The sequence below is a fragment of the Acinetobacter oleivorans DR1 genome, from assembly GCF_000196795.1.
GTDB lineage: Bacteria > Pseudomonadota > Gammaproteobacteria > Pseudomonadales > Moraxellaceae > Acinetobacter > Acinetobacter oleivorans.
In genome coordinates, this window is sequence record NC_014259.1 from 1646668 (window position 1) to 1667979 (window position 21312).

The following is a 21312-nucleotide window of genomic DNA, read 5'->3' on the forward strand; positions in this document are numbered from 1 at the left end:
TGATGAGGATTTTACACTCTGCTCGTCTCTAATTTTGTTCCGGAGCTTAATAAAATGAGTAATATGCATCGGCAGGTCTTGATACTTGCAGGTTCGCAGGCCATATTTCAGTCGATATCAGTTCTTATAATGACAATCGGCGGACTTGCCGGAGCGCTCTTGACGCCTAACGCTTCACTAATTACTGTCCCCATTTCAATGGCAAGCCTAGGAACCGTACTTGTGATGTTTCCTGCATCTTTATGGATGAGTCGGGTAGGCAGAAAAGCGGGGTTCATTACTGGTACTCTAAGTGGAGTCGTGGCAGCCATCATTTCTATAGTGGCAATGATCCAGCATTCGTTCATGTTGTTGTGTCTCGGAATGCTCTTTCTGGGTATATATCAGGCATTTGCGCAGTTTTATCGTTTTGCTGCGGCTGAAATTGCTCCTCCAGTATTTCGCACCAAGGCTATTTCACTAGTTCTAGCTGGCGGGGTCATCGCAGCCCTGTTAGGCCCATTTCTTGCTAGCATTGGAAGTACACTATTCAGCGTGGCTTATATGGGTTCCTTCCTCTTTATGGGTATACTGGCTTCGCTGGGTTTACTTCTATTGTCACGTTTACAAATACCCATGCAGTCAAATGATTTAACTGAGCAGGTATTAAGTCGCCCGTGGATAAAAGTTATTTCTCAGCCAGCTTACCTTGTCGCCCTTTTTTCTGGTGCTTCGGGATTTGGCATTATGGTGTTGGGTCTGACAGCGACACCTATTGCAATGAAGCATTATGGTTTTGACCTCTCGCAAATCGCTGCTGTCATCCAGCTACATATATTAGGTCGGTTCATCCCTTCCTTTTTCACAGCAAAACTCATCGACCGATTTGGTGTTATTAAAATTATGCTGGTAGGAATCCTGCTTCTGATTGCATATATCATTGTGGTGCTTTCAGGAGTTACGTGGGGATTTTTTGCTGCTGCGCTAATCCTGATGGGAATAGGCTGGAATTTTCTCTACATTGGGGGTACTAGTCTACTAGCAACAACTTACTCTACAGGTGAAAAGGGCGTTGCTCAGGCGGCAAATGATATGAGTGTCTTCATCTTCAGCGTTATTTGTTCGCTGGGTGCTGGTCCTCTGCTGAATCTATTTGGTTGGAAAACCATGCACCTTATTCTAGTTCCTTGGATCATCTGTTTGGCTGTGCCGATGTTGTGGTTAACTTGGAATCAAAAGTTTACGATTAGGCTGATGCAAAAATAAGGCCGTTAGGAGTCCAATCAGCTGCAGACAGTACAGCCGAGTACTAGATTCTCTTTATTTGGCCTGATTTCATCGACTAGTGTCTCATAAGCATGTCACGATTTCCCGAGCTTACATCCTATATTAGATCCCATGCTTAGCCACGTTGCTCGTTAAAAGTGAACGGGCTGGTTGTGGCTTAAAACCTAATGAATCACTGGAGTAAGAAATGAAGTTAACGCAAGTTCGTAATGCTACTCTTCTGTTGGAATATGCTGGTAAAAAATTTTTGATTGATCCTATGCTGGCAGAAAAAGACGCTTGGGATGGTTTTGCTGGAAGTGCTCGTCCATATCTTCGTAACCCCATGGTAGCGTTACCTATAGCGGTAAAAGATTTGCTGAATGTTGATGCTGTGGTCTTAACGCACACACATGCTGATCACTGGGACGAAGCAGCACAGCAAGCTGTGCCTAAAGATATGCTTATTTATGTACAGGATGAAAGTGATGCAGTGTTGATCCGTTCTCAGGGTTTTCTCAATATTCGTGTGCTGAAAGATGAAAACCATTTCGTGGATGGGATGACAATTTACAAAACTGATGGTCAGCACGGTAGTAATGAGCTTTACACTGATGCTGAATCCGGCGATTTACTGGGGGATGCATGCGGGTTAGTATTTATGCACCATAGTGAGAAAACGCTTTATATTGCAGGGGATACCATCTGGGTAAAACCTTATGTAAAAAGTTTAAAGCGTTTCCAGCCAAATATAGTGGTGCTAAATACTGGTTATGCTGTTAACGAACTCTATGGTCCGATTATCATGGGGAAAGAGGACACACTGCGCACGCATAGGATTCTGCCAACAGCGACTATTATTGCTTCGCATATGGAGGCGGTTAATCACTGCCTGCTTACCCGTGCAGAGTTAAGTGAGTTTACGCTTGAGCACGGTATCGAAGATCATGTGCTTATTCCAGCAGATGGAGAGACTCTTGCTTTCTAATAGATCATATGTATGACTTAAGGGAAATGTTATAACCGCTGGCTACCTGTTCTACGTGGTCAGTTAAAATCAGCATACCAACCACCGAAGCTCTGGTGGCTACCATTTATGGAAAGGTAAACATTATGTCTGCTTTGACAGTTGCCGTAATTGCCACGGCCGGATTCAGTCCATTTCACTTTTCAGTGCCCTGTATAATTTTCGGACCATCAATGCCAGAGCCAGATATGTTTCGCGTCGAAATCTGTGCTGAGAAGCCAGGCATGATCCAATCTGATATAGGCCTGTCTATCAATGTGGAATTTGGACTTGAGAGACTAGATGTGGCAGACATTATTATCGTACCTTATTGGAACAATCCTGCTGAAAAACCCTCTCAGGCAATGTTGGATAAACTGATCAATTCTTGGCAGCGTGGTGCGGAAGTTGTGGGGCTTTGTTTGGGTACCTATGTACTTGCTTATACAGGTTTGCTTGATGGGCACCGCGCAGCCACACACTGGGAATATGAAAACGACTTCACTGAACGTTTTCCAGCTGTTAACCTAGACAGTAACTCGCTTTATTCTAGCGATGAACGGCTTATTACTTCTGCTGGAACAGCGGCCGGTATTGACTGTTGTCTGGATATTATTCGCAGCCATTATGGTTCGGCAATTGCCAACAAAGTTGCAAGAAGGATGGTAGTTCCCCCTTATCGAGAAGGCGGTCAGGCTCAGTTTATAGAACGTCCAGTTCCAACATCTTCTCGAGACAAAAAAATGAATGAGTTGATGGAATACTTGCGCCGCAATCTAGATAAACCTCATGATCTTGACTCACTGGCCGGATTTGTCAGCATGAGCAGACGAACGTTAACGCGTCACTTTCTAAAGGGTACGGGAATGACCCTAAGTGAGTGGATTAACACAGAGCGTCTTCATCGAAGCCAAGAGCTGCTGGAGACGACAGATTATAGTATTGAAAAAGTGTCAGAGGCGATTGGGTTTCAATCACCGATTTCATTCCGACAAAATTTTAAGTCAAAATTCAGAGTCACCCCAACAGAGTGGCGCCGAGCATTCCGAGGTCCTGATTTTATTGATCGAAGAAAAAATCATTTAAAACAATGAGGTTTGATATTTTTAACTATTCTAGTACAGTGTGTTCACGAGCAAATAGTATTAGTTCTAGGGGGCTACTTTGTGGCCCAAATAACAGTTTGAAAAGTCTTTTACTTATCAGGGATGCAAATTCGATAATATGAGAGTCTGTTTCTTATACATAACAGTCGGTCAAGTATCGACAATGATTAAATCAGTATTTATATTCAGGAATATAATTGCTATGACTTTACTCGAAATAAGTTGCATTGAGTAAATACTATTTATGTGGAACTGTTTCCGTGATTTGCCTATGTATGAGTCGTTTTAAGTTGGAGAAAACCAGAATTGTAGTACCAGCAGGCTAACCATTACTACTGATCTCACGACGAATACCATATATAGGAATTTAAGTATATAGTTGTTGATAAGTTGCACGCTTTTATTGGTGAGGAACAAGGTAAGCAATTTTAATCCTTAATGCATCAAACCTAGTTAGCTGTGAAGCGACAAGTACTAGAAGTAGAATAATCAGCAACTCTTGGAGATATGAAGCTAGCCGCTGAGTTTTTGAGCAGTAAAAATCTGGCTCGTGTGAAAATAATTATTTCTAAGGATCAGGGGCAACTATTAAAAGTTCTTGTTAAAGGGGTTTATTCACACTATACCATTTAAAAAATGGAAATACTCAAACTGTTGAAGATTCATCATTACATGTAAATTGTCAGCAAACTATTGCTGAGCATCTCTATAAATCATTAAGGAATACAAGTAATTTTTTTCAGAATTCTCATAAAGTAGTAGAGATGTATACAGACTATCTCTGTTATTTATGTGAAATTAATAATAGCCTTAATATCTTTTGGCCTCATCAGGAATAGGTTCTAGTACTTTAGCAGGACGTAGTAATGGATGATTTGCTAAATGTTCTTTTGTTATCGTACCTTGAGTGGCTGTAGTGGTTAGCCCAAATTGATACCGTTGATTAGCTTTTACATAAATAGGCGCAATTTGTGGATATATGTATCCCCAACATGAACTACATTAAAAATGCTACCTGTAATGAATAGAGCAGCAGTTAATGTATGAATTTTCATATTACTATTATCCTAAACTAATATTTTAAGTGCTTTATCTGGTCTATTTATAACTATAAACTAGAGAGTCATCATAAGTTACCTTATTATTTTTTTATAAGAGTATTAGACATTTTATGTATTTCAGAACATTCTATTTATAGAGTCGTGCCAAAAATAAAGACCATGCTAATGCATGGTCTTCCTTTAGTAAGCTAGTTGCAGAAGCAATCTAAATATTATTGCAATAAAAAGTAAGCTGAAGAAGCCAATAAGCCAAAGTAATATAAACCATTGTGATTGAGATAATCTCATCGAATTTCTCCTAATGATAACCCTCATCGCCAACACGTACTTTATCCCTAAATACCCAATATGCCATGATGGTGTAGATGATGATAATCGGGATTAGAATCAATGCACCGATCAGTGCAAATAGTTGGCTATTGGCTGGAGCAGCCGCATCCCAAATGGTAATAGAGGGTGGAATAACATAAGGGAAAATACTGATCAGAAAACCTGTATAGGCTAAGAACACTAATGCCAAAGTATATAAAAAAGGCATGGACTCCTGATGTTTTTGACAAGCTCGAATCGTTAAAAAGGTGAAAACCACTACTAGAATCGGAACTGGACTGAAATATAAAAGTTGAGGTGGATTAAACCAGCGTTCAGCAATTATTGGATGTGCCATTGGTGTATATATACTCACCGCTATAAATATCAGTAACAATGCTATGATCAGCCTTGGCATTAAACGATACATAGCGCTTTGCAATACATCATCCGTTTTCATGATGAGCCAGCCACAGCCGAGTGCAGCATAAACAACTACCACACCTACACCTGTGAACAGTGAAAATGGTGTTAACCAGTCTAAACCACCACCTGCATAACGCCCATCGACAATATTTATTCCCTGAATGTAAGCACCAAGAATTACACCTTGTAAAAAGCTAGATAATACTGACCCGCCTATGAATGCCGCATCCCATAAGGGCTTGCTACGATTTGCTTTGAAACGAAATTCAAAAGCAACACCTCGAAAAATCAACGCAATAACCATTAATATAATTGGTAGATAAAGTGCTGATAAAACTGCGGAATAGACCATTGGGAATGCTGCAAATAAGCCAGCACCACCAAGTACCATCCATGTTTCATTACCATCCCAGACAGGCGCAACGGTATTCATCATCACATCTCGTTCTTGCTGATTTTTGATGAATGGAAACAAAATACCAATACCGAGATCAAAACCATCAAGTACAACATAAATGAAAACGCCAATGGCAATAATTACAATCCAGATTAAAGATAAATCAATCATGGAGAAGCTCCTTGATCTTTATCATCAAGATATTCATTTGCGGCACTGAGTGGTCGCATAGGTGTTTTAAAATGACCGACACCGCCAATTTCATCTTGTTGGCTATAAATAAATTCAGGGCCTTTAAGCATAAGTTTCAACATGTAATAAATGCCAATACCAAAAACAATGCAATACACCACGACAAAGATAATCAGAGTTAAACCCACTTGCTCGGCTGAAACAGGAGAAAGAGCATCTTTTGTACGCATAACACCGTAGACCACCCATGGTTGACGGCCTACTTCTGTGGTAAACCAACCTGCGAGTAATGCAATAAAACCTGATGGGCCCATCAATAATGCGAAACGATGAAACCATTTACTTTCAAATAGTTTCCCTGTTTTTCTCAACCATACTCCTGTAAATGCCAGTAATAGCATCAACATGCCTAAACCAACCATGATACGGAAACTCCAAAAAACCACGGTTGAATTAGGACGATCTTCAGGTGCGAAGTCTTTTAAGCCTTTAACTGAGCCGTTCATTGAGTGCGTAAGAATAAGGCTTCCTAGATTTGGAATTGCAATTGCATATTTGGTACGTTCTTCTTGCATACTCGGAATACCAAATAAATACAATGGCATACCTTCATCATAATTGGTCTCCCAATGTCCCTCCATAGCTGCAAGTTTTGCTGGTTGATGTTCAAGCGTATTTAAACCATGTGCATCACCAACAAAGACTTGTAAGGGGGCTAAAATCAAAATCAGCCAAAGTGCCATAGAAAATGACTTTTTAACCAACTCGTCCCGACGACCTTTTAGTAAATGCCAAGCTGCGGTGGCTGCTACAAGTAAAGCTGCAACCATAAAAGCAGCAATTGCCATGTGAGCAAGCCGATAAGGGAAAGAAGGATTAAAGACAATTGCAAACCAATCTTGTGGAACGATAATGTCATTTTCAATTGTGAATCCTTGAGGAGTTTGCATCCAACTGTTTGAAGACAAAATCCAGAACATTGAAATACAGGTGCCAATTGCAACCATAAGGGTGGCAAAGAAGTGGGCTTTTTTACCAACACGTCCCCAACCAAACAGCATAATACCTAGAAATCCTGCTTCTAAAAAAAAGGCACTAAGAACTTCATAAGTGAGCAATGGACCTGTAACGCCTCCTGCAAAGCGGGAAAACTCGCTCCAATTGGTACCAAATTGATAACTCATCACCACACCTGAGACTACACCCATCCCAAAGGCAACAGCGAAGATTTTGACCCAATATTTAAATAGGTCTTGGTAGATTGGATTATTTGTACGCAACCAACGCCATTCTAAAACTGCTAAAAAACTTGCAAGCCCAATCGAAATTGCAGGAAAGATAATGTGAAACGATACCGTAAATGCAAACTGTATTCTTGCTAGTTCAAGTGCTGTTAAACCCAGAGTCATACGCGTACCTCATCTTTTTGTTGATGAGCTAAACTTATAGCTATAGACATTTCTACCCGTTTAAGAGTATGAAAATAAGGAAAAAACATAGTGATAATCTCTTGAAAATATTAATTTTTCAAAACTAGAGTTTTGAGCTTCAAGTGGAAGATCATCAAAGAGGAGGGGCACGCCCTTGTGGAATTAGAAATAGTTGCTGGAGTTGAAAGAAAACGTGAAAATTGTTTTCAACAAAAGCAAGAAACCGGACCTGAATTCGAATAAGAATTTGTTTTAGATCAAGGTCAGGTAAGGGTACAACATGGCTGTATACGACACAGTACTGACATTGATGTCCTGTATCATGGTGATGGTGGCTTGCTACTGTAATGTCAGATGAGGTGGCGTGTGCTGCATGTTCCATGTGATGAGACATGCTGTATTGCTGTTCTGATGTGCTGTAGTGATCGTTACTAGAAGGTGCAACAGAATGATGAAGTTGTAATGCTTGAGCAATAGTCTCACATACTGGAGAAATTTGATATTTCTCTGGCAGTAATGGCTGTAAGAACACAGCGATTTGTAACAAGACTGCATATAATCCTAGCAATCTTCCAAAAACCATCAACACCCAATTGATCTCTTTCTAAAAATCGGTTGCGCCCTACTATAACAAAAATCTGATTATCTCAAAGTTATAATTGATATTTCTTATAAATTGAGATTTCTATCTATTGAAAATGAAGAGGCACAAACTATTTTAATAGGGGGGGATTAAACTTCTTATTTTTATTTAGGATTTATTATAAGATCGTTGTGTCTATAGTGAGACAAACTTTTACGTATAGTGTATACACTAACAATTGCTTACATTGTAAGGGCTGTGTTAAATTGTCATCGTCTCAATATTGAAAAAGCTTATCTTGAGAGTTGCTCTAGCCCTTGCCCTTATGGCAATGTTTCTGCAATCCGTTGTATTTATACAACCATTATTGCCAGCACAATACCGTATTGCGCTGGTCTGTGTAACTATTTCCGATGCTTTTTCCAATACTATAACTACTGCTCAACAACATAATTCCCATCATTTATCTGATCATTCAGATCAGCATCACATGATGCATGAAGATCAAAAAATCTATAAAGAACAAAGTATTCACCAACATGATATTGGACATGAATGTCCATTTTGTACGGTATTTGCCAATTTAACTACTGGCTTGGACTTTAGTCTTGAAGAAGTCTTTGACCGACTTTATGTTCGAATGTTGGCATTTGAGCGTAATTTTCAGCATATTTATTTTGCTTTACAGCGTTTATATTTATTGCCACAAGGGCGAGCACCTCCTTTATTTGCTTAAATTTCAAATGTTTTATGTTTTGAGACATCCATTGGGTGTCTTAGCGGAAATTTATGCTTAAAAGGAATTGAAATGTCTCAATTCAAGTTAAACCCATTCTTAAATGGGAACTTTTTTATTGTTTCAACTCATGACGTATCAAAATCAATTTTGATTAATTCTGCTTTGTTTTATCGACTAGGTTTTACTTTTTTGGTTTCGGGATTATTTGGAACCACTACTTTTACCTCAGATGATTTACAACAAACAGTGCAATTACCAATATTAGTTATCGAAGCGCGAAAAGATCTAAATACCGCATCTCTTCATTTAAAACAGGTGAATACAACAGAAAGTCGATTAGGATTAACCTCTCAAGAAATGCCAGCGACAGTTCAAATAATCACTCAAAAAGAAATGCAAAAGAAAGGTTTAAGAACAGTTAAAGAAGCCTTTGGAAATGTGACAGGTGCAACCGTTGGAAATGTACCAGGTATTCCGGCAGTTCTGACGATGCGTGGCTTTTCTGGAAATATGAATACTGTTTTACAGGATGGTGTTCGGATTGGTGCATCTACTTTTGTTACTCGTGATTTAGATGTCTGGAAATATGAAAAAATAGAAGTACTAAAAGGTCTATCATCTGTTTTATTTGGGGAAAAGGCCTTAGGCGGTGCAGTACATGCAAGTGGTTTCTATACCGAAACTGCTAATACATATTTCGTAAAAGGCTATACGACATATGATGCATCACTTGCGTATGATCTAAAAAATATGACTTTTACGCTTTGGGGAAGAAATTTAGCCGATAAGTTTTATGGCGAATACTCTGGTTATTCATCTAAGCAAATTTATATGGGGCACCAAGAAATGTTGAGCTTGATGTGACATTTAAATCTTAAAAGCTAACAAACAGTCTATTCATGAATTCAGAGTCGTATATGTCTAAATTTTTATTTCATCCACTAGCGTGGAGTATTTTTATCATTCAGTGTTCAACAAATACAGTTGCAGCTGAAAAGCAATTGAGTGTAGATGAAAGCACAGAGCGGTTACCAACGATTACGGTTACTGCTGAGAAACAAGATGAGAGGCATACTTCCTCACAGGCGATTACTCAGTTTAATCATGATTTATTGGATGTACCTTTTACAAAATCCCATGTCTCAGAAAAAGATATTCAAAACTATAATGTTCAAGGTGTTAATGATGCCTTGGCTTTTGTAAATGGCGTCGTCTATCAAGATAGTTATGGTGGCGGTTTCTGGGATAACTACTCATTTCGTGGATTTAGTACTGACCCTAATATGGGAACGATCTATATGCGTAATGGTTTAAGTTCTGTGAGTGGCATTCATAGTCCACGAGATATGGTAAATATTCAAGCGGTTGATTTCTTAAAAGGTCCTATGGCTGCGATGTATGGTCAGGGAGCAATTGGTGGAATTATGAATATCACCACTAAACAACCTGAATGGCAACGTAAGAGTACTTTAAGTCTTAGCGGTAGTATTTTAGAGGAATATCGACTCTCGGTTGATACAACTGATGCCATTAATGAGGATTTTGCTTATCGTTTAGGCGCCTCTTATGAAGATAATAAAAGTTTTAGAGATCATGTAGATAATCAGCATTATTATCTCTCGCCACAATTAGCTTGGAGAATATCAGATCAAACGCAATTAAATCTTGATACAGAGTTTGCCGAATATCAAGGTGTCTTTGATCGAGGTATTCCAATGGTTGATGACAAAATTGCTGTAAATAAGAAAACATTCTTGGGTGAACCAAGTGATGGCGATATTAAAATTAAGGATCAGATGTATCAGTTACGTTTGAATCATGAGTTTGACAATAATTGGAATAATACTACAGCTCTTACTTACAGCCATGGAGAGCGTGAAGGTATATCTACCGAAATTGGTTCAATTGCTGCAGATGGAAGAACAGCAAATCGCTTCCGTCGAGCTCGTGAATTTAAAACTGACACAATAAATTTTCAGTCAATTTTACGAGGTAAGTTTGATACTGGTTCTCTAAAACATGAGTTAGTAACTAATATAGAAGCTGGGCATTATACGATTGACCAAATTCAGCGAAGAAATGCAGCAGGTACAAATAGTCCGATTGATATTTATAATCCAGTTTATGGCCAAAATATTTTAGTTCTGACACGAGTGACTAAAAATACCAAAGAAACACAAGACATGATCGGTATTAATATTCAGGATCAAGTATTTTTAAATGATCAATGGAATATCTTATTGGGAGGGCGTTTTAACCGCTTAGAACAGCAGATTGATAACCATCAAACTTTAATTTCTTCACAACAAACATTTACACCGTTTACACCACGAGCCGGTATTAATTTTAAGCCAACTGACCGCCTTTCATTTTACAGTAACTGGGGTAAAGGTTTTGAACTTAATACTGGGTTAAATAAAAACAATGAACTTTATGAACCGGAAAAAACGAACAGTTGGGAACTAGGTACTAAATATCAGTTTTTACCACAGAGTTGGTTAGGTTTAACCTATTTTGATTTGGATAAGCGTCATTTGCTTACAGAAGGTATTACTGATAGTTATGTTGACAATGGTCATGTACAAAGTCAGGGGCTTGAAGTTGAGTTACAGCATCAATTTAGCGACCGTCTCCGAGTGAATGCCAATTACACTTATACTGATGCTTCAGTCATTGAAAGTGAAGTGGATAAAAAAGGTTCAAGACTTAAAAATATTCCTAAGCATACAGCAAATTTAAGTGCTGACTATCAATTGAATATCTTTGGTCATGAGGCAGGACTAGTCGGGAATATTAACTATTATGGACAGCGTAGTGCGAACTATATTGATAATGGAACAACTTTACCTGAATTTACAGTAGTGAACATTGGTGGTTATTTACAGATTCGTCCTGATCTACGTGCCCAACTCAATATAGATAATCTTTTCGATAAGGATTATTACGTGGCAAGCTATACTAATTTTTGGGTACAACCTGGTGAACCATTAAAAGCAACTTTGCGCTTTGATTGGTCTTTCTGATTTTTTAAGTGAGATAGTGAAATTAAACAGATTAAGTTGAACCGTGATGAAGAAAAGATTATTGAGCTCTTTTATTTTTGCTAGCTTAATGATGGGTTGTGACAAGCATGATCAAGCTACAAATAATGAGAAAGCCAGTTCAGAAGTAAAAAAACCTTTAGATGCCCAACTTCAAAAATGGGTAGGTCATTATAAAGGAAGTCTTCCTTGTGCTGGTTGTGTTACATTTTGCGATGAGTGTAATGGCGTGAATGTAGATTTAAATATTCATGCAGATCAAACTTTTCGACTAGAAAGAACGAGTAATAGTGATCACAACAAGCATGAGTTGTATGTTGGAAGTTTTAGCTTCTTGGATAATGGGAAAATAAAGATTCAACTACAGAATGTGAAAGAACGAAATCAGCTAATTTTAGGTAGTGGTTATGTTGAAGTCTTAGAGACTAAGACGGGTTTATCTTATCAGTCCTTTGAAGATTTCCAACTCGATAAACTGACCTGAAAATTATTAGGCGCTATAAAAATAGCGCCTAATAGTAGAAAATTAATAAATCCATATATCTAAGTAATAGGATTAGATAAATTAATAATACTGACAGGACAATAGTTAGTTGATGTTAAGCTGTAACCTCAAATATCTGTAACTTTTTTTAAAGGTTACACCCTAAAAGCCTTGTGTTATAAGGCAGTAATCTCAGTAATCTCAGTAATCTCAGTAATCTCAGTAATCTCAGTAATCTCAGTAATCTCAGTAATCTCAGTAATCTCAGTAATCTCATGGACCTAAAAACTTTTGGGTTTCGATTCAGGAAAACAGCGCTGTTTCTGCTCAGCAATATTTACTACATCACACACCTGTACATGTAGTACAACTACGTGAAAATTTTAAAATGAGTTATGGGAGTTTTTACATAAGGATGAAGTACTTGAGTTAGGTAAAGTATTAAAACGCTTTCCTTATGAAGCAGTGAACTGATAAGGGCATATCATTAAATTAAGACGTTCCTAATTGAACTCCCCTTATAAGAAAGCCAGCTAAAACAGCTGGCTTTTTCATTTCATTTGACAAAACCTTTTATAGCTTTGGACAGATTTTTAATTATTATTTCTCTTTCATAACGAAAATCTAAAGATTTAGGAATTTGAACATTTAAAACTTTCTGTTGAGCCAGTGTTAGTGGAATTTTGTCATTTTTATTACTAACAAGAGAGTTATCAATATCAATCAAAATGTTGAGTTCGTCAGTACGTTGAATATTGAGCCATTGGATTTGAACTTTCATTTGAGGAAAAGTAGCATTGAAGAAGGGGTTAAATTTTTTTGTAGTAATTGATATCTTTTGTCCCTTATGTTTGCGAACAATTAACTCATTTGTATTACATAGAAGCGTGTCCTCATAAACTAAGTCTTCGCCAAATTGTTGAATCTTATTTGGATCAAGATGAATCTCATGACCTTCATAATTTAAATACATTTATAAATTCCATATTAATAATTCATTGAAGTTTCAGCCATTCTGTGTGGCCTATCACTTACTTGTATCATTTATTTGGATGAATTGTGTAGTTAAATTTTAAGAAAATGCAATCCTTTGAAAATTGGATGGAACCACCCACATTTTAATCAATTCAACATTTCTATTCTAGCTTCACAGGCTAGACCGTACATCGAAAGGGAAATGATTTTCTACCGTCCATTTCCTTGCCTGTCATTTTTTGACGGTTAGGTAGATAGAAATGAATGCAGTAGTTCAATTCCAAAAAGACCAATTTATGTCAAGCAAAGAAGTTGCCGACTTGACTGGCAAACTTCATAAAAATGTTATTCGTGACATTCGAGAAATGTTGAATAGCTTAGATGGCTCAATTCTGAGCCATGAAAAATATCAAGAACTTAAAGATGCTCGTGGTTACTCTTCTGAATTTTTACTAAATAAGAATCTTAGTCTTACTTTGATGACAGGCTACGATATCAATGCTCGACATAAAATTAATCTACGCTGGCAAGAATTAGAGTCACAAGTACAAGAGTCAGGATTCAAAATCCCTCAAACTTATGCTGACGCTTTAATGTTAGCAGCTGAGCAAGCTAGACAAATTGAGGTAGCAGCTCCTAAGGTACGACACTACGATACGGTAGTAGAACGTACAACTTTATTAACAGCTACACAGGTGGGACAGAAAGTTAAGTTTTCAGCAGTAAAGCTAAACAAAATATTGGAAGAGCTAGATGTCTATAACAAAACCTTAAAGCGTGGTAAGGCTTTTAAACAATGGTTCGTTGATTCAGGATATGGAATCATGCGTCAAACAGATAATGGTTTTTCACAACCAATGTTTACAACAAAAGGGGAAGTATGGGTTATCGAAAAATTGATTAGTGAAGGCGTTTGTTAATACCTAATAATAAATTCCTGAAATACAAAAAGCCCATTCGAAAGAGTGGTTTTTTTAATGGAACTCACAACATTTTAGTAGTTAATGTAAGAGCAAAATTACCTCAATCATTTGAGGTTTTTATCCATGGGCAGTCTAAATCTTGCAGCTGTAACAGCGACAACTCCATACATTAAAAAGATCCAATCATCTCTTGAAAAAGCAACGGGACAAACTATCCTGACACCTGAAATTCGTAAGGTTAAACGTGTTGCTGGTGTCAGTGTTTTACCAGTTACTTTTTTCTTTTCTGGTGGTGCAACACTTACGCTTTATGTTCGAGCTTTAGCAGATGTGGTCAAGGCAGAACTTAATGACAAAGTGATTGTATTATCAGGTGATTTCAGTGATGACTATAAGCCAACTTTTGATAATGCCGTAAATGGTGTAGCAAATCTTATTCGTGAAGCACAATCAAAGATTCAAGATCAAAATAAACGTGAAAAAGTGCGTCTACCCCCACGCCGTTCTTCAGTAGATCAAAAGGCCAAAGAAGTTCAAGAGCAAGAACAAAAGCTAGATGAAGATTTAGAAAAACAAACGGCGCAACGTGATCAACTTTTGGAAAAAATTGAACTAGCCAATCAGCAGCTTGGTATTAGTTCTGCTATGGAGGTTGGTCAAACCGAATTGGGAAAGTAGATTAGTGAAATCGTATCCATTTCAAGTGATATCAACTACAGAGGATGAAGTCTTGTTTAAAAATTCCACTTCATTTAAAGTATTAAAACACAGCAAATTCAACTCCAAATGAATCTATTGAAAAAGATCATACTTGGTTCTACTTAGAGGAGGATGATAATGAATAAAGTAATGTTAAATATGCCTCTTGAATTACAGATGAAACGAGCTAAAGAAGCTGGTTTAACATTGCAAGAATGGCAAAAGGCAATCGAAATTAAATTAGCGAAAATGCGTCGTAGTGCTGTTCAATCAATGAGACCAATAGGTAAATTCGTTTCAGTTTCTCGTGCTGATGCTGAGCGTTTCCAAAGAAAAATGGATTCAGCAATTGCATAGAATGCTTAAGAGTTTATGATTAAAAGGTTGCATAATTGCAGCCTTTTTTATTAGAAATTGAAAGGTTTTATTGAATGAAAAATGCAAAAAGTAGTTTGGATAAAAATAAGAAAAACGAAATACCTTTAGTTCGAATTCTTACTACTAAAGAAATCGAATCATTGCGTCAAAACAAACGTGATGCTTATGCCCAAATGATGAAACTGAATTAATAGTTATATTTTTAAAAAGACTGCCTAATTGCGGTCTTTTTTGTTTTGGAACTCACTAAATATCTATCATGCTTAAACATTTACCCTTATAAAAATGCTAATAAAGGGTAGTGCAATGCAAATTCAGATCGGTATCGATATTGTCTTAATTCTTGCGTTTTTTACTTATCTCTACGTTGTAACCGGATGGAATAGTAAAAATAAAGCAACATCTATAAAACAATTACGCCAATTGCCTATTAGTCTCTTATTTAAAGAAATCAGATTGATGTACTTCATATGCATGGCATGCGTATTGATCACCATTCTTTTGGTTGATTGGCGAATCTATAACGTTGCTAATTATTTTGATGCATTAAGCGTTTCACTTTGGATATTTATTATCTATTTCTCAATTTTTTCAACTTATCAGATTGGCACGGCAATTCTAGTGAAGCTTTTGACGATTTTTTGCAATAGGTCGACTTCTTAATGATCCCTGCTAAAACAATCTTAGATATGGTCGGTTATTGGCTTAATCACCCCGTCAATGGAAAGTATGGTTCGGATTTTGGTGCACCTATTTATGAGCTCCTAATGACACCACTTGACGCGAGAGTTGCTGATAGTTTCATTAATAAGATGAAGAAAGACTTACCTATTTTATCTGAGCTTAATTCTGATCAATTAGCTCTTTACTCAGAAACAGAAGGTTTTGAGACTGTCCATATTTATCTAAACATCATGAATGTGCCTATTGACCTTAACCAAGTAGCAGAACGACTAAGTAAACCAGTAACAGGTGAAACATATGACATTAATGCAAGCTGATTTTGAAGCCCAGCTCCAAGCAGCGATAGATGATTATGAGATTCAGGAACGTTACAAAGCTCAAGATCCAATAGTCGTTCACCAGCTGCGTTCTATGGCTAGTTTTTTAACTGCATTTGGCCCAGAAATCGATATCGCATCAATTGAGCCATTCACTAAGACACGTGACCGTTCCATTATTGCAGATGCAACTAATAAAGGCATTTTACCAATAGGGACGCCGTGCCAGCATTACATGGAAATCATTAATCGATCTACGAATCCTGTTAGCTTTAGCCAAGGCAGAATGATTGAGGATCATAGTGGCGGTAGAGTGTGGCGATTACTTCAATCAATTACAGTTAAAGCTGGTGAAACTGCGGAAGTAATTGCAGAGCAAAGCGAATACCGTGAAATCAAATACGTTATTCCAGTAACTGAAGGTTTTCATAAATATCGAATAGATCTTTTAGAGGACCTTTCACTTGCAAATATTTCTATTAAGCAGGGCAATAATAACTTTGTAATTAAGCCACGCTGGATGAATGTTGAACCTGGTGAATATGCTGTTACGGTCACTACAGATAATCTTAGAAGATTATTTATTGAATTCGGTGATTCTGAGAGAGCAGGTCGGACAGTACAAGCTAATGAAACAATAACTTTTGGGATACTTGAAACTTATGGCGAGGTTGATGCCAATCGTTTGAAAGATGCAGCTTTACTTGACGTTCTTACAAATGATGAGCAGCGTGTATCAGTGCGATTTAAAAGCGGTGGATTGGTGAGACAAGGTGTTGATCCACTATCTGTTTCTGAATTACGTTTATTATCAAGCTATCCTTCACTTTATGACGATGACGCCGTATTTCTAGGTAACTTTGACTATGCAGTCCGTAAAAAGTTTATGAAACGGGCTCAGTTTATTTCTGTATGGAATGAAACACTTCAAGAGCAACATTTTGCGATTACTTACCGCGACATTAATCATTTAAATCTTGTAGTTGTTGCTAAAAACCCAGATGAGCAAACGACCTTAGAACAAGATATCTGCAGTTATATTGGTTATTGCGATAACTTGTATAAAGACAAGGTAAATGTACATGACGTGGTAGAAAAGCCACTACCAATAGTAATCACGGGCACATTAGCCTCAGTACATAATACTGATATGGTTAAAACCCAAATTATCGAATTAATAGTTCAGCGCTATGGCCGTGAATCACTTAGCTCAAGCAGGTGGTTAGTGAATGGTTTTAATAGTCAAGAAATGGCAAAGCTCATTAATGACAATATCGTGGCTTTCCAAGACCGGATGAGCGATTTCTCAATCAAACTTTCAAATGAGATTAATAAACCTAATGAATGGGTTTACGTCACTAAAGACAGTATGACAGTAAATATGGAGCGTACAGCTGATATTTCGGGGGCAACATGGACCCTATAATCTTTACACAGCCTATTGATGAACACTATGTAAATACAGGCTTAGAGACGGCGCTCTCTAAAGCATTTAAGAAAGTATTTGCACAAAACTTTGAACAGTCTCTACAAGACTTGCTCGATTATGGTTGCCCTCACATCGGTAGTAAAACCGTTATAGAACGGTTCTCGAAACAAAACGGACTTGTTGTATTACGGCAAAATAATACCTCTGACACGTTAATGCGAATTATCTATGCCAATTGGAGCAGTATGGGTAATAAAAGAGGATTGGCCTTTTTAGAGTTCATTTTGAGAATGTTGTGGGGGAAGGATCATTTTCAGATTATTCGGCTTTGGCATAGTTTGGAAAAGCTAAAAGAATATCCAACTTATCTATCTGATGTAGAAAAGCCAAATTACTTCTTAACAAGTCGAATTAGAATTGTTTTGGATAAAACAGTTGATGCAAATGAAGTGGTGGAGCTGTCACCTATATTACGGCGATTAGTACCAGCCAATATTGTTGTTAAAGTTCACTCGATGGCATTTGATAGGGATTTAGGTGCTTCAAGTTTTGCAGCAGCAATTGCAGCTAAGCCTTATGCAGTTTATAACTTCGTTTGAATAGTTTGGAACTGTAGAATAAGCACCCAAAGACAAAATGATTTCATAGTCCTGTACATAAGTTCAGGACTTTTTTATATGCAACAAGCTCAAGATAATGTTTTAGTAGGAATCGCAGAACCTATCAATGATCAAGGAGAAAACCTATTGATTGATCATTTCTTAGGGTGTGCAAACCGAGAATTAGAGCCACACGAAATAGATAAAGTTGTTAATGGGGAAATGGTTGAAGGCATCACAGCCTACAAGCAAGGGCACTACTATAAGATTTCATCTAATAATGAAAAGCAAAATGCCACTGACTTTGAAATTAGCATTCACTTCCAAGATGGTCCAATTTCAGAACATGGTATTAATGGGGCGACCAGTGAAGCGTTATTACAAATCCTAATCCACCGTACAAAGACTTTGGATGAAAATTTCCCAAGTGAGTTCAACAAACAAGCGATTGCTTATATGGAAAGTGCCCTAGAAGAATTCAATAAGCGAACATCCGAGCGCCGTGCTCGTGGTGTTGAAGGCACACTTGTTAAGTAATTGGGTGAAGTATGCGATTAAGTATTTTTTGTCGAAAACGTGGTTGTTCACAAGTAATTGACTTTTCTCAAATGGATTGTTTGCAAGTCTCGAAAAGTGATCATAGAGGCAGTATGGTTTATGAGAGCTTTTATGATGTTTTTATCTCTCTTAAAAGTGGATACATCTTTGATGCAACTATTGAAGATAAACAACATGACAAACTATTGAAATTGATTGAGTGTGATGAAAAGATATGATCTGGAACTGATTAAAATTCGATAGCTAGTGAACTGAAACAATAGCCCCAAACAGCATTGGGGCTATTTTTATGGCTAGCAAAAATAGAAAGACTAAAGTTCTCTCTTACAACTTACATGATCGATGCCGTAAATATACTGGTGTAGATCGAAGTAATGTCGATGTAGGCGCAATGATTAATTTGATTAATAGTGACCATGTACAAGAGATGGTTTCTACTAATTCATTGCAGGGCTTTTATGGTCATCAAATCCGTCAGCGTTACGGCATGGTACCGCCTGAAACTGTTCCTATTAAGGGTAAGTTGGTATATCTGGCCCCAGCGCTAAAAACAATTCATTTACGTGCATCTGAAGATGGTACGGTAGAACACCAAGAAGTGTTCTTTGACAATGAACCTGGTGAATTCGCTTTAAAACAATATGCAGCTCAAGCAGGTGGTTTTAGTACAGCAGTTAATTATAAAAATATTGGTGGTCGTCTTATTCCAACGGGCTTTTTTGGTTTTGATTTCGTTGCGCAACCAAATTATGCAAGTAATGTAGGAGACGGTCAGTTATTTGATGGTTTATTTGTTCCTGAAGAACCAGAAGGTGTTGTTTCTTGCTTTGATAGTGCAACAGATATTTCTCAGTTATCGCCCTCTGAAATTGTTATAGCCCAATTACTTGAAGATCAAATCTTCCAGACCTACGACAATATCAACAACCAGATACACCTTTTAAATGAGTTGGGTAATGCTCAGGGATTGGTGGGTGAGTTATCAGAAGTGGTTGATAAGCAAAAACGCCGTCAAGAACTAAGAGAAGAACGCAAAAACGATCTTTATACAGGCATGGTTCATGAAGTTAAAAGCTTTGATTCAGTACAGCAACACGCCATACAAGTTCTTCAAGGTTTGGACCAGCCAAATGTAAAAGAGAAACAGCAGAAGCCGAAAAAGTCTTTTGGCAATATTTTTAGTGTATGGGGGTAAAAATGAATTACCCCAATGATTCACTAAAAAGTATTCAAAATGCTTGGTATAAGCAGCTTGTTAATTTTCGAGCTTGGTATATGCCTGAGACGCAATTAACGGCTGACTGGAAATTAAGAGCCATTGGCGGCGCTATAAAAGCATGTCCGTCACGGATGATGGATGATTCAGAGGCGATGCTTTCTGAATACAGAAAAAGTCAGAAGCATGATGAAGAATCAAAAGTACTTTTACCCGTAATGCTCACAGCTACGGCTCTTACAGATCAGCCGCCTGATGTTAACCAGTTATTACCAGTTCCTGATTTCATTGAGACATTTATTGATGAAAAGCGGGTAAAGGTTCGTCTGGTACCAACAACAGTAAGAGCTCAAATCGCATTCTTTGCCACTAATCCTAATGACTTACGCTCAGTCATTGATCAATTTTGCGCGTATATGTCTAGTAGTGATAACCGCCGTTTCAAAGTGCCTTTCCAGCAATGGAATGAGCATGTTGTTAATTCAAATTTCACCGTTTTTGAAAATGAACTTTTTCCATCCCCAGTCCCTAGTGAAGCAATCAACCTTTCTATCTCAACTGTAGATATTCAGCTGGTCGGTTATACGCCAAATGTCATTGGTTTTGGAGGTCCTTTTGACCAAAACACGGGTAATGGCTATGAACCTGACGGATCAGCGGTGGAACAACCCGCAATTAACGACAAGGTCGTAGTGCAAGCTGACCAATACACGCCACTCGATCACCAACGCGTGAAGGGTGACATTGAGACAGGTGAAATTACAGTTGAGCGTATAGATGACTGACTTAATCGATAAAGCACAAGAAAGTGCTGAATATTTACTACAGCAAGAAATTGCGAACCGGTGCCGTTTTGAAGGTGAATCTGAAAAAGAATGCCTTGAGTGTGGTGAAGAAATCCCTGAGCGACGTAGAGCTCTTGGTGGCGTGAAGTTCTGTATTGAATGCCAGACCAAGTTAGAACGAAAACGGCGTTAGGGGAAAATGCTATGTCTAAAATTATTCGTATAGACAGCCGTGTTGCCGGTTTCTCCGATCAACCGATTCGTTTAATTGGAGCTGTTTTTGCTGACACTGGCGAGCTAGTGATCCAAAAGACAGAAGTTTATTCAAATTTACCTGTACCAATTAAATTAAGAGATCAAACGGTTGTAGTGACTGACTCACCGGACCAAGTACAGAACTGGCAATTAAGTTTCAATGCTAAAGAGCACTTAGAAGAAGTGATTTCAATTTACCAAGCTCGTTTCAGAGCAAAGTTAATTGAAATTGAGCCGAAGCTTAACCAGTACAACCCAAAAAACGTACTTGAAATCCGTAAGGTCGATAAAAACGGTCTTCAGCAAGAGTTTGATAGCAGCAGTCTAAACAACGGGCACATTGCAATCCTTTTAGCTGTTTGGGCAAGTACAAAAATTGCAAAAGGTTATTCGATTACTGAGGGGAACCAGTTTGAAGAAGATGCAGTGGATCAAACCATGCTTCCTTTTTCATTCTTTTAATTGATGGTGTTTT

At 37.8% G+C, this 21312-nt stretch carries 23 protein-coding genes and 2 pseudogenes; 21 read left to right on the plus strand and 4 right to left on the minus strand.

The annotated features are described in order from the left end of the window. Positions 1 to 63 precede the first annotated feature (63 nt). From AOLE_RS07785 to AOLE_RS07795, 3 genes are all read left to right on the plus strand, one after another. The gene (locus AOLE_RS07785; RefSeq protein WP_013197549.1) at positions 64 to 1245 is read left to right on the plus strand and encodes an MFS transporter; all 1182 of its coding nucleotides are present in this window, start codon (positions 64 to 66) and stop codon (positions 1243 to 1245) included. A gap of 208 nt (positions 1246 to 1453) precedes the next feature. After that, positions 1454 to 2233, plus strand: a complete 780-nt coding sequence (locus AOLE_RS07790) for an MBL fold metallo-hydrolase (protein WP_013197550.1) — start codon at positions 1454 to 1456, stop codon at positions 2231 to 2233. Positions 2234 to 2358: 125 nt separating this feature from the next. Then, positions 2359 to 3345, plus strand: a complete 987-nt coding sequence (locus AOLE_RS07795) for a GlxA family transcriptional regulator (RefSeq protein ID WP_013197551.1) — start codon at positions 2359 to 2361, stop codon at positions 3343 to 3345. 1371 nt (positions 3346 to 4716) lie between these two features. Here AOLE_RS07795 and cydB read toward each other — a convergent pair. The 3 genes from cydB to AOLE_RS07810 all read right to left on the minus strand — a co-directional run bounded on the left by cydB (position 4717) and on the right by AOLE_RS07810 (position 7755). Further along, positions 4717 to 5721 carry a cytochrome d ubiquinol oxidase subunit II gene (gene cydB, locus AOLE_RS07800; RefSeq protein WP_013197552.1) on the minus strand — a complete coding sequence of 335 codons (1005 nt, stop codon included), beginning with the start codon at positions 5719 to 5721 and terminating at the stop codon, positions 4717 to 4719. Next, entirely contained in the window at positions 5718 to 7151 is a 1434-nt protein-coding gene (locus AOLE_RS07805) for a cytochrome ubiquinol oxidase subunit I (RefSeq protein ID WP_013197553.1), read from the minus strand. The genes cydB and AOLE_RS07805 overlap by 4 nt, the downstream gene beginning before the upstream one ends. A gap of 154 nt (positions 7152 to 7305) precedes the next feature. Further along, positions 7306 to 7755, minus strand: coding sequence for a DUF2946 domain-containing protein (locus AOLE_RS07810; RefSeq protein WP_013197554.1), 450 nt, complete (start codon positions 7753 to 7755; stop codon positions 7306 to 7308). Positions 7756 to 8080: 325 nt separating this feature from the next. Between AOLE_RS07810 and AOLE_RS07815 the strand changes: the two genes are divergently transcribed. The 5 genes and pseudogenes from AOLE_RS07815 to AOLE_RS20685 all read left to right on the plus strand — a co-directional run. Beyond that, a complete protein-coding gene (locus AOLE_RS07815) occupies positions 8081 to 8491 on the plus strand; it encodes a DUF2946 family protein (protein WP_013197555.1) in 411 nt (136 codons plus the stop codon). Positions 8492 to 8563: 72 nt separating this feature from the next. Further along, entirely contained in the window at positions 8564 to 9358 is a 795-nt protein-coding gene (locus AOLE_RS07820; protein WP_013197556.1) for a Plug domain-containing protein, read from the plus strand. A 53-nt stretch (positions 9359 to 9411) separates the two neighbouring features. Then, the gene (locus tag AOLE_RS07825) at positions 9412 to 11517 is read left to right on the plus strand and encodes a TonB-dependent receptor (RefSeq protein ID WP_013197557.1); all 2106 of its coding nucleotides are present in this window, start codon (positions 9412 to 9414) and stop codon (positions 11515 to 11517) included. A 46-nt stretch (positions 11518 to 11563) separates the two neighbouring features. Further along, positions 11564 to 12019, plus strand: coding sequence for a copper resistance protein NlpE N-terminal domain-containing protein (locus AOLE_RS07830; protein WP_023274210.1), 456 nt, complete (start codon positions 11564 to 11566; stop codon positions 12017 to 12019). 277 nt (positions 12020 to 12296) lie between these two features. Next, positions 12297 to 12493 (plus strand): annotated as a pseudogene (locus AOLE_RS20685) (phage antirepressor N-terminal domain-containing protein); the annotation flags it as partial. Positions 12494 to 12575: 82 nt separating this feature from the next. On the opposite strand, the gene AOLE_RS07835 reads toward AOLE_RS20685, so the two are convergent. Then, positions 12576 to 12992, minus strand: coding sequence for a hypothetical protein (locus tag AOLE_RS07835; protein WP_013197559.1), 417 nt, complete (start codon positions 12990 to 12992; stop codon positions 12576 to 12578). 298 nt (positions 12993 to 13290) lie between these two features. Between AOLE_RS07835 and AOLE_RS07840 the strand changes: the two genes are divergently transcribed. The 13 genes and pseudogenes from AOLE_RS07840 to AOLE_RS07900 all read left to right on the plus strand — a co-directional run bounded on the left by AOLE_RS07840 (position 13291) and on the right by AOLE_RS07900 (position 21299). Continuing rightward, positions 13291 to 13914: a Rha family transcriptional regulator gene (locus AOLE_RS07840; protein WP_227501991.1), complete on the plus strand. Its 624-nt coding sequence runs from the start codon at positions 13291 to 13293 to the stop codon at positions 13912 to 13914. 126 nt (positions 13915 to 14040) lie between these two features. Next, positions 14041 to 14592: pseudogene (locus AOLE_RS07845) on the plus strand (hypothetical protein); the annotation flags it as partial. A 162-nt stretch (positions 14593 to 14754) separates the two neighbouring features. After that, positions 14755 to 14973, plus strand: a complete 219-nt coding sequence (locus AOLE_RS07850) for a hypothetical protein (RefSeq protein WP_013197562.1) — start codon at positions 14755 to 14757, stop codon at positions 14971 to 14973. Positions 14974 to 15047: 74 nt separating this feature from the next. Beyond that, the gene (locus AOLE_RS20370; protein WP_013197563.1) at positions 15048 to 15185 is read left to right on the plus strand and encodes a hypothetical protein; all 138 of its coding nucleotides are present in this window, start codon (positions 15048 to 15050) and stop codon (positions 15183 to 15185) included. A gap of 115 nt (positions 15186 to 15300) precedes the next feature. Continuing rightward, a complete protein-coding gene (locus tag AOLE_RS07855) occupies positions 15301 to 15657 on the plus strand; it encodes a hypothetical protein (protein WP_013197564.1) in 357 nt (118 codons plus the stop codon). Next, entirely contained in the window at positions 15657 to 15995 is a 339-nt protein-coding gene (locus AOLE_RS07860; RefSeq protein WP_013197565.1) for a hypothetical protein, read from the plus strand. Before AOLE_RS07855 ends, AOLE_RS07860 begins: the two co-directional genes overlap by 1 nt. Beyond that, positions 15976 to 17421, plus strand: a complete 1446-nt coding sequence (locus AOLE_RS07865) for a hypothetical protein (RefSeq protein ID WP_013197566.1) — start codon at positions 15976 to 15978, stop codon at positions 17419 to 17421. The genes AOLE_RS07860 and AOLE_RS07865 overlap by 20 nt, the downstream gene beginning before the upstream one ends. Then, on the plus strand, positions 17409 to 18023 hold the full coding sequence (locus AOLE_RS07870) for a hypothetical protein (RefSeq protein ID WP_013197567.1): 615 nt from the start codon (positions 17409 to 17411) through the stop codon (positions 18021 to 18023). Before AOLE_RS07865 ends, AOLE_RS07870 begins: the two co-directional genes overlap by 13 nt. 78 nt (positions 18024 to 18101) lie before the next feature. Further along, complete coding sequence (locus AOLE_RS07875; protein WP_013197568.1) at positions 18102 to 18560, plus strand: hypothetical protein; 459 nt, start codon at positions 18102 to 18104, stop codon at positions 18558 to 18560. A gap of 310 nt (positions 18561 to 18870) precedes the next feature. Beyond that, complete coding sequence (locus AOLE_RS07885) at positions 18871 to 19776, plus strand: hypothetical protein (RefSeq protein ID WP_013197570.1); 906 nt, start codon at positions 18871 to 18873, stop codon at positions 19774 to 19776. A 2-nt stretch (positions 19777 to 19778) separates the two neighbouring features. After that, entirely contained in the window at positions 19779 to 20582 is an 804-nt protein-coding gene (locus AOLE_RS07890) for a hypothetical protein (RefSeq protein ID WP_013197571.1), read from the plus strand. Further along, entirely contained in the window at positions 20575 to 20775 is a 201-nt protein-coding gene (locus AOLE_RS07895; protein WP_013197572.1) for a TraR/DksA C4-type zinc finger protein, read from the plus strand. The genes AOLE_RS07890 and AOLE_RS07895 overlap by 8 nt, the downstream gene beginning before the upstream one ends. A gap of 11 nt (positions 20776 to 20786) precedes the next feature. After that, complete coding sequence (locus tag AOLE_RS07900) at positions 20787 to 21299, plus strand: hypothetical protein (RefSeq protein ID WP_013197573.1); 513 nt, start codon at positions 20787 to 20789, stop codon at positions 21297 to 21299. Positions 21300 to 21312 lie beyond the last annotated feature (13 nt).

Coding starts and splice junctions, on each gene's coding strand:
- AOLE_RS07785 (WP_013197549.1), top strand. CDS start 64: ATGCATCGGCAGGTCTTGATACTTGCAGGTTCGCAGGCCATATTTCAG.
- AOLE_RS07790 (WP_013197550.1), top strand. CDS start 1,454: ATGAAGTTAACGCAAGTTCGTAATGCTACTCTTCTGTTGGAATATGCT.
- AOLE_RS07795 (WP_013197551.1), top strand. CDS start 2,359: ATGTCTGCTTTGACAGTTGCCGTAATTGCCACGGCCGGATTCAGTCCA.
- cydB (WP_013197552.1), bottom strand. CDS start 5,721: ATGATTGATTTATCTTTAATCTGGATTGTAATTATTGCCATTGGCGTT.
- AOLE_RS07805 (WP_013197553.1), bottom strand. CDS start 7,151: ATGACTCTGGGTTTAACAGCACTTGAACTAGCAAGAATACAGTTTGCA.
- AOLE_RS07810 (WP_013197554.1), bottom strand. CDS start 7,755: ATGGTTTTTGGAAGATTGCTAGGATTATATGCAGTCTTGTTACAAATC.
- AOLE_RS07815 (WP_013197555.1), top strand. CDS start 8,081: ATGGCAATGTTTCTGCAATCCGTTGTATTTATACAACCATTATTGCCA.
- AOLE_RS07820 (WP_013197556.1), top strand. CDS start 8,564: ATGTCTCAATTCAAGTTAAACCCATTCTTAAATGGGAACTTTTTTATT.
- AOLE_RS07825 (WP_013197557.1), top strand. CDS start 9,412: ATGTCTAAATTTTTATTTCATCCACTAGCGTGGAGTATTTTTATCATT.
- AOLE_RS07830 (WP_023274210.1), top strand. CDS start 11,564: ATGAAGAAAAGATTATTGAGCTCTTTTATTTTTGCTAGCTTAATGATG.
- AOLE_RS07835 (WP_013197559.1), bottom strand. CDS start 12,992: ATGTATTTAAATTATGAAGGTCATGAGATTCATCTTGATCCAAATAAG.
- AOLE_RS07840 (WP_227501991.1), top strand. CDS start 13,291: ATGTCAAGCAAAGAAGTTGCCGACTTGACTGGCAAACTTCATAAAAAT.
- AOLE_RS07850 (WP_013197562.1), top strand. CDS start 14,755: ATGAATAAAGTAATGTTAAATATGCCTCTTGAATTACAGATGAAACGA.
- AOLE_RS20370 (WP_013197563.1), top strand. CDS start 15,048: ATGAAAAATGCAAAAAGTAGTTTGGATAAAAATAAGAAAAACGAAATA.
- AOLE_RS07855 (WP_013197564.1), top strand. CDS start 15,301: ATGCAAATTCAGATCGGTATCGATATTGTCTTAATTCTTGCGTTTTTT.
- AOLE_RS07860 (WP_013197565.1), top strand. CDS start 15,657: ATGATCCCTGCTAAAACAATCTTAGATATGGTCGGTTATTGGCTTAAT.
- AOLE_RS07865 (WP_013197566.1), top strand. CDS start 15,976: ATGACATTAATGCAAGCTGATTTTGAAGCCCAGCTCCAAGCAGCGATA.
- AOLE_RS07870 (WP_013197567.1), top strand. CDS start 17,409: ATGGACCCTATAATCTTTACACAGCCTATTGATGAACACTATGTAAAT.
- AOLE_RS07875 (WP_013197568.1), top strand. CDS start 18,102: ATGCAACAAGCTCAAGATAATGTTTTAGTAGGAATCGCAGAACCTATC.
- AOLE_RS07885 (WP_013197570.1), top strand. CDS start 18,871: ATGGCTAGCAAAAATAGAAAGACTAAAGTTCTCTCTTACAACTTACAT.
- AOLE_RS07890 (WP_013197571.1), top strand. CDS start 19,779: ATGAATTACCCCAATGATTCACTAAAAAGTATTCAAAATGCTTGGTAT.
- AOLE_RS07895 (WP_013197572.1), top strand. CDS start 20,575: ATGACTGACTTAATCGATAAAGCACAAGAAAGTGCTGAATATTTACTA.
- AOLE_RS07900 (WP_013197573.1), top strand. CDS start 20,787: ATGTCTAAAATTATTCGTATAGACAGCCGTGTTGCCGGTTTCTCCGAT.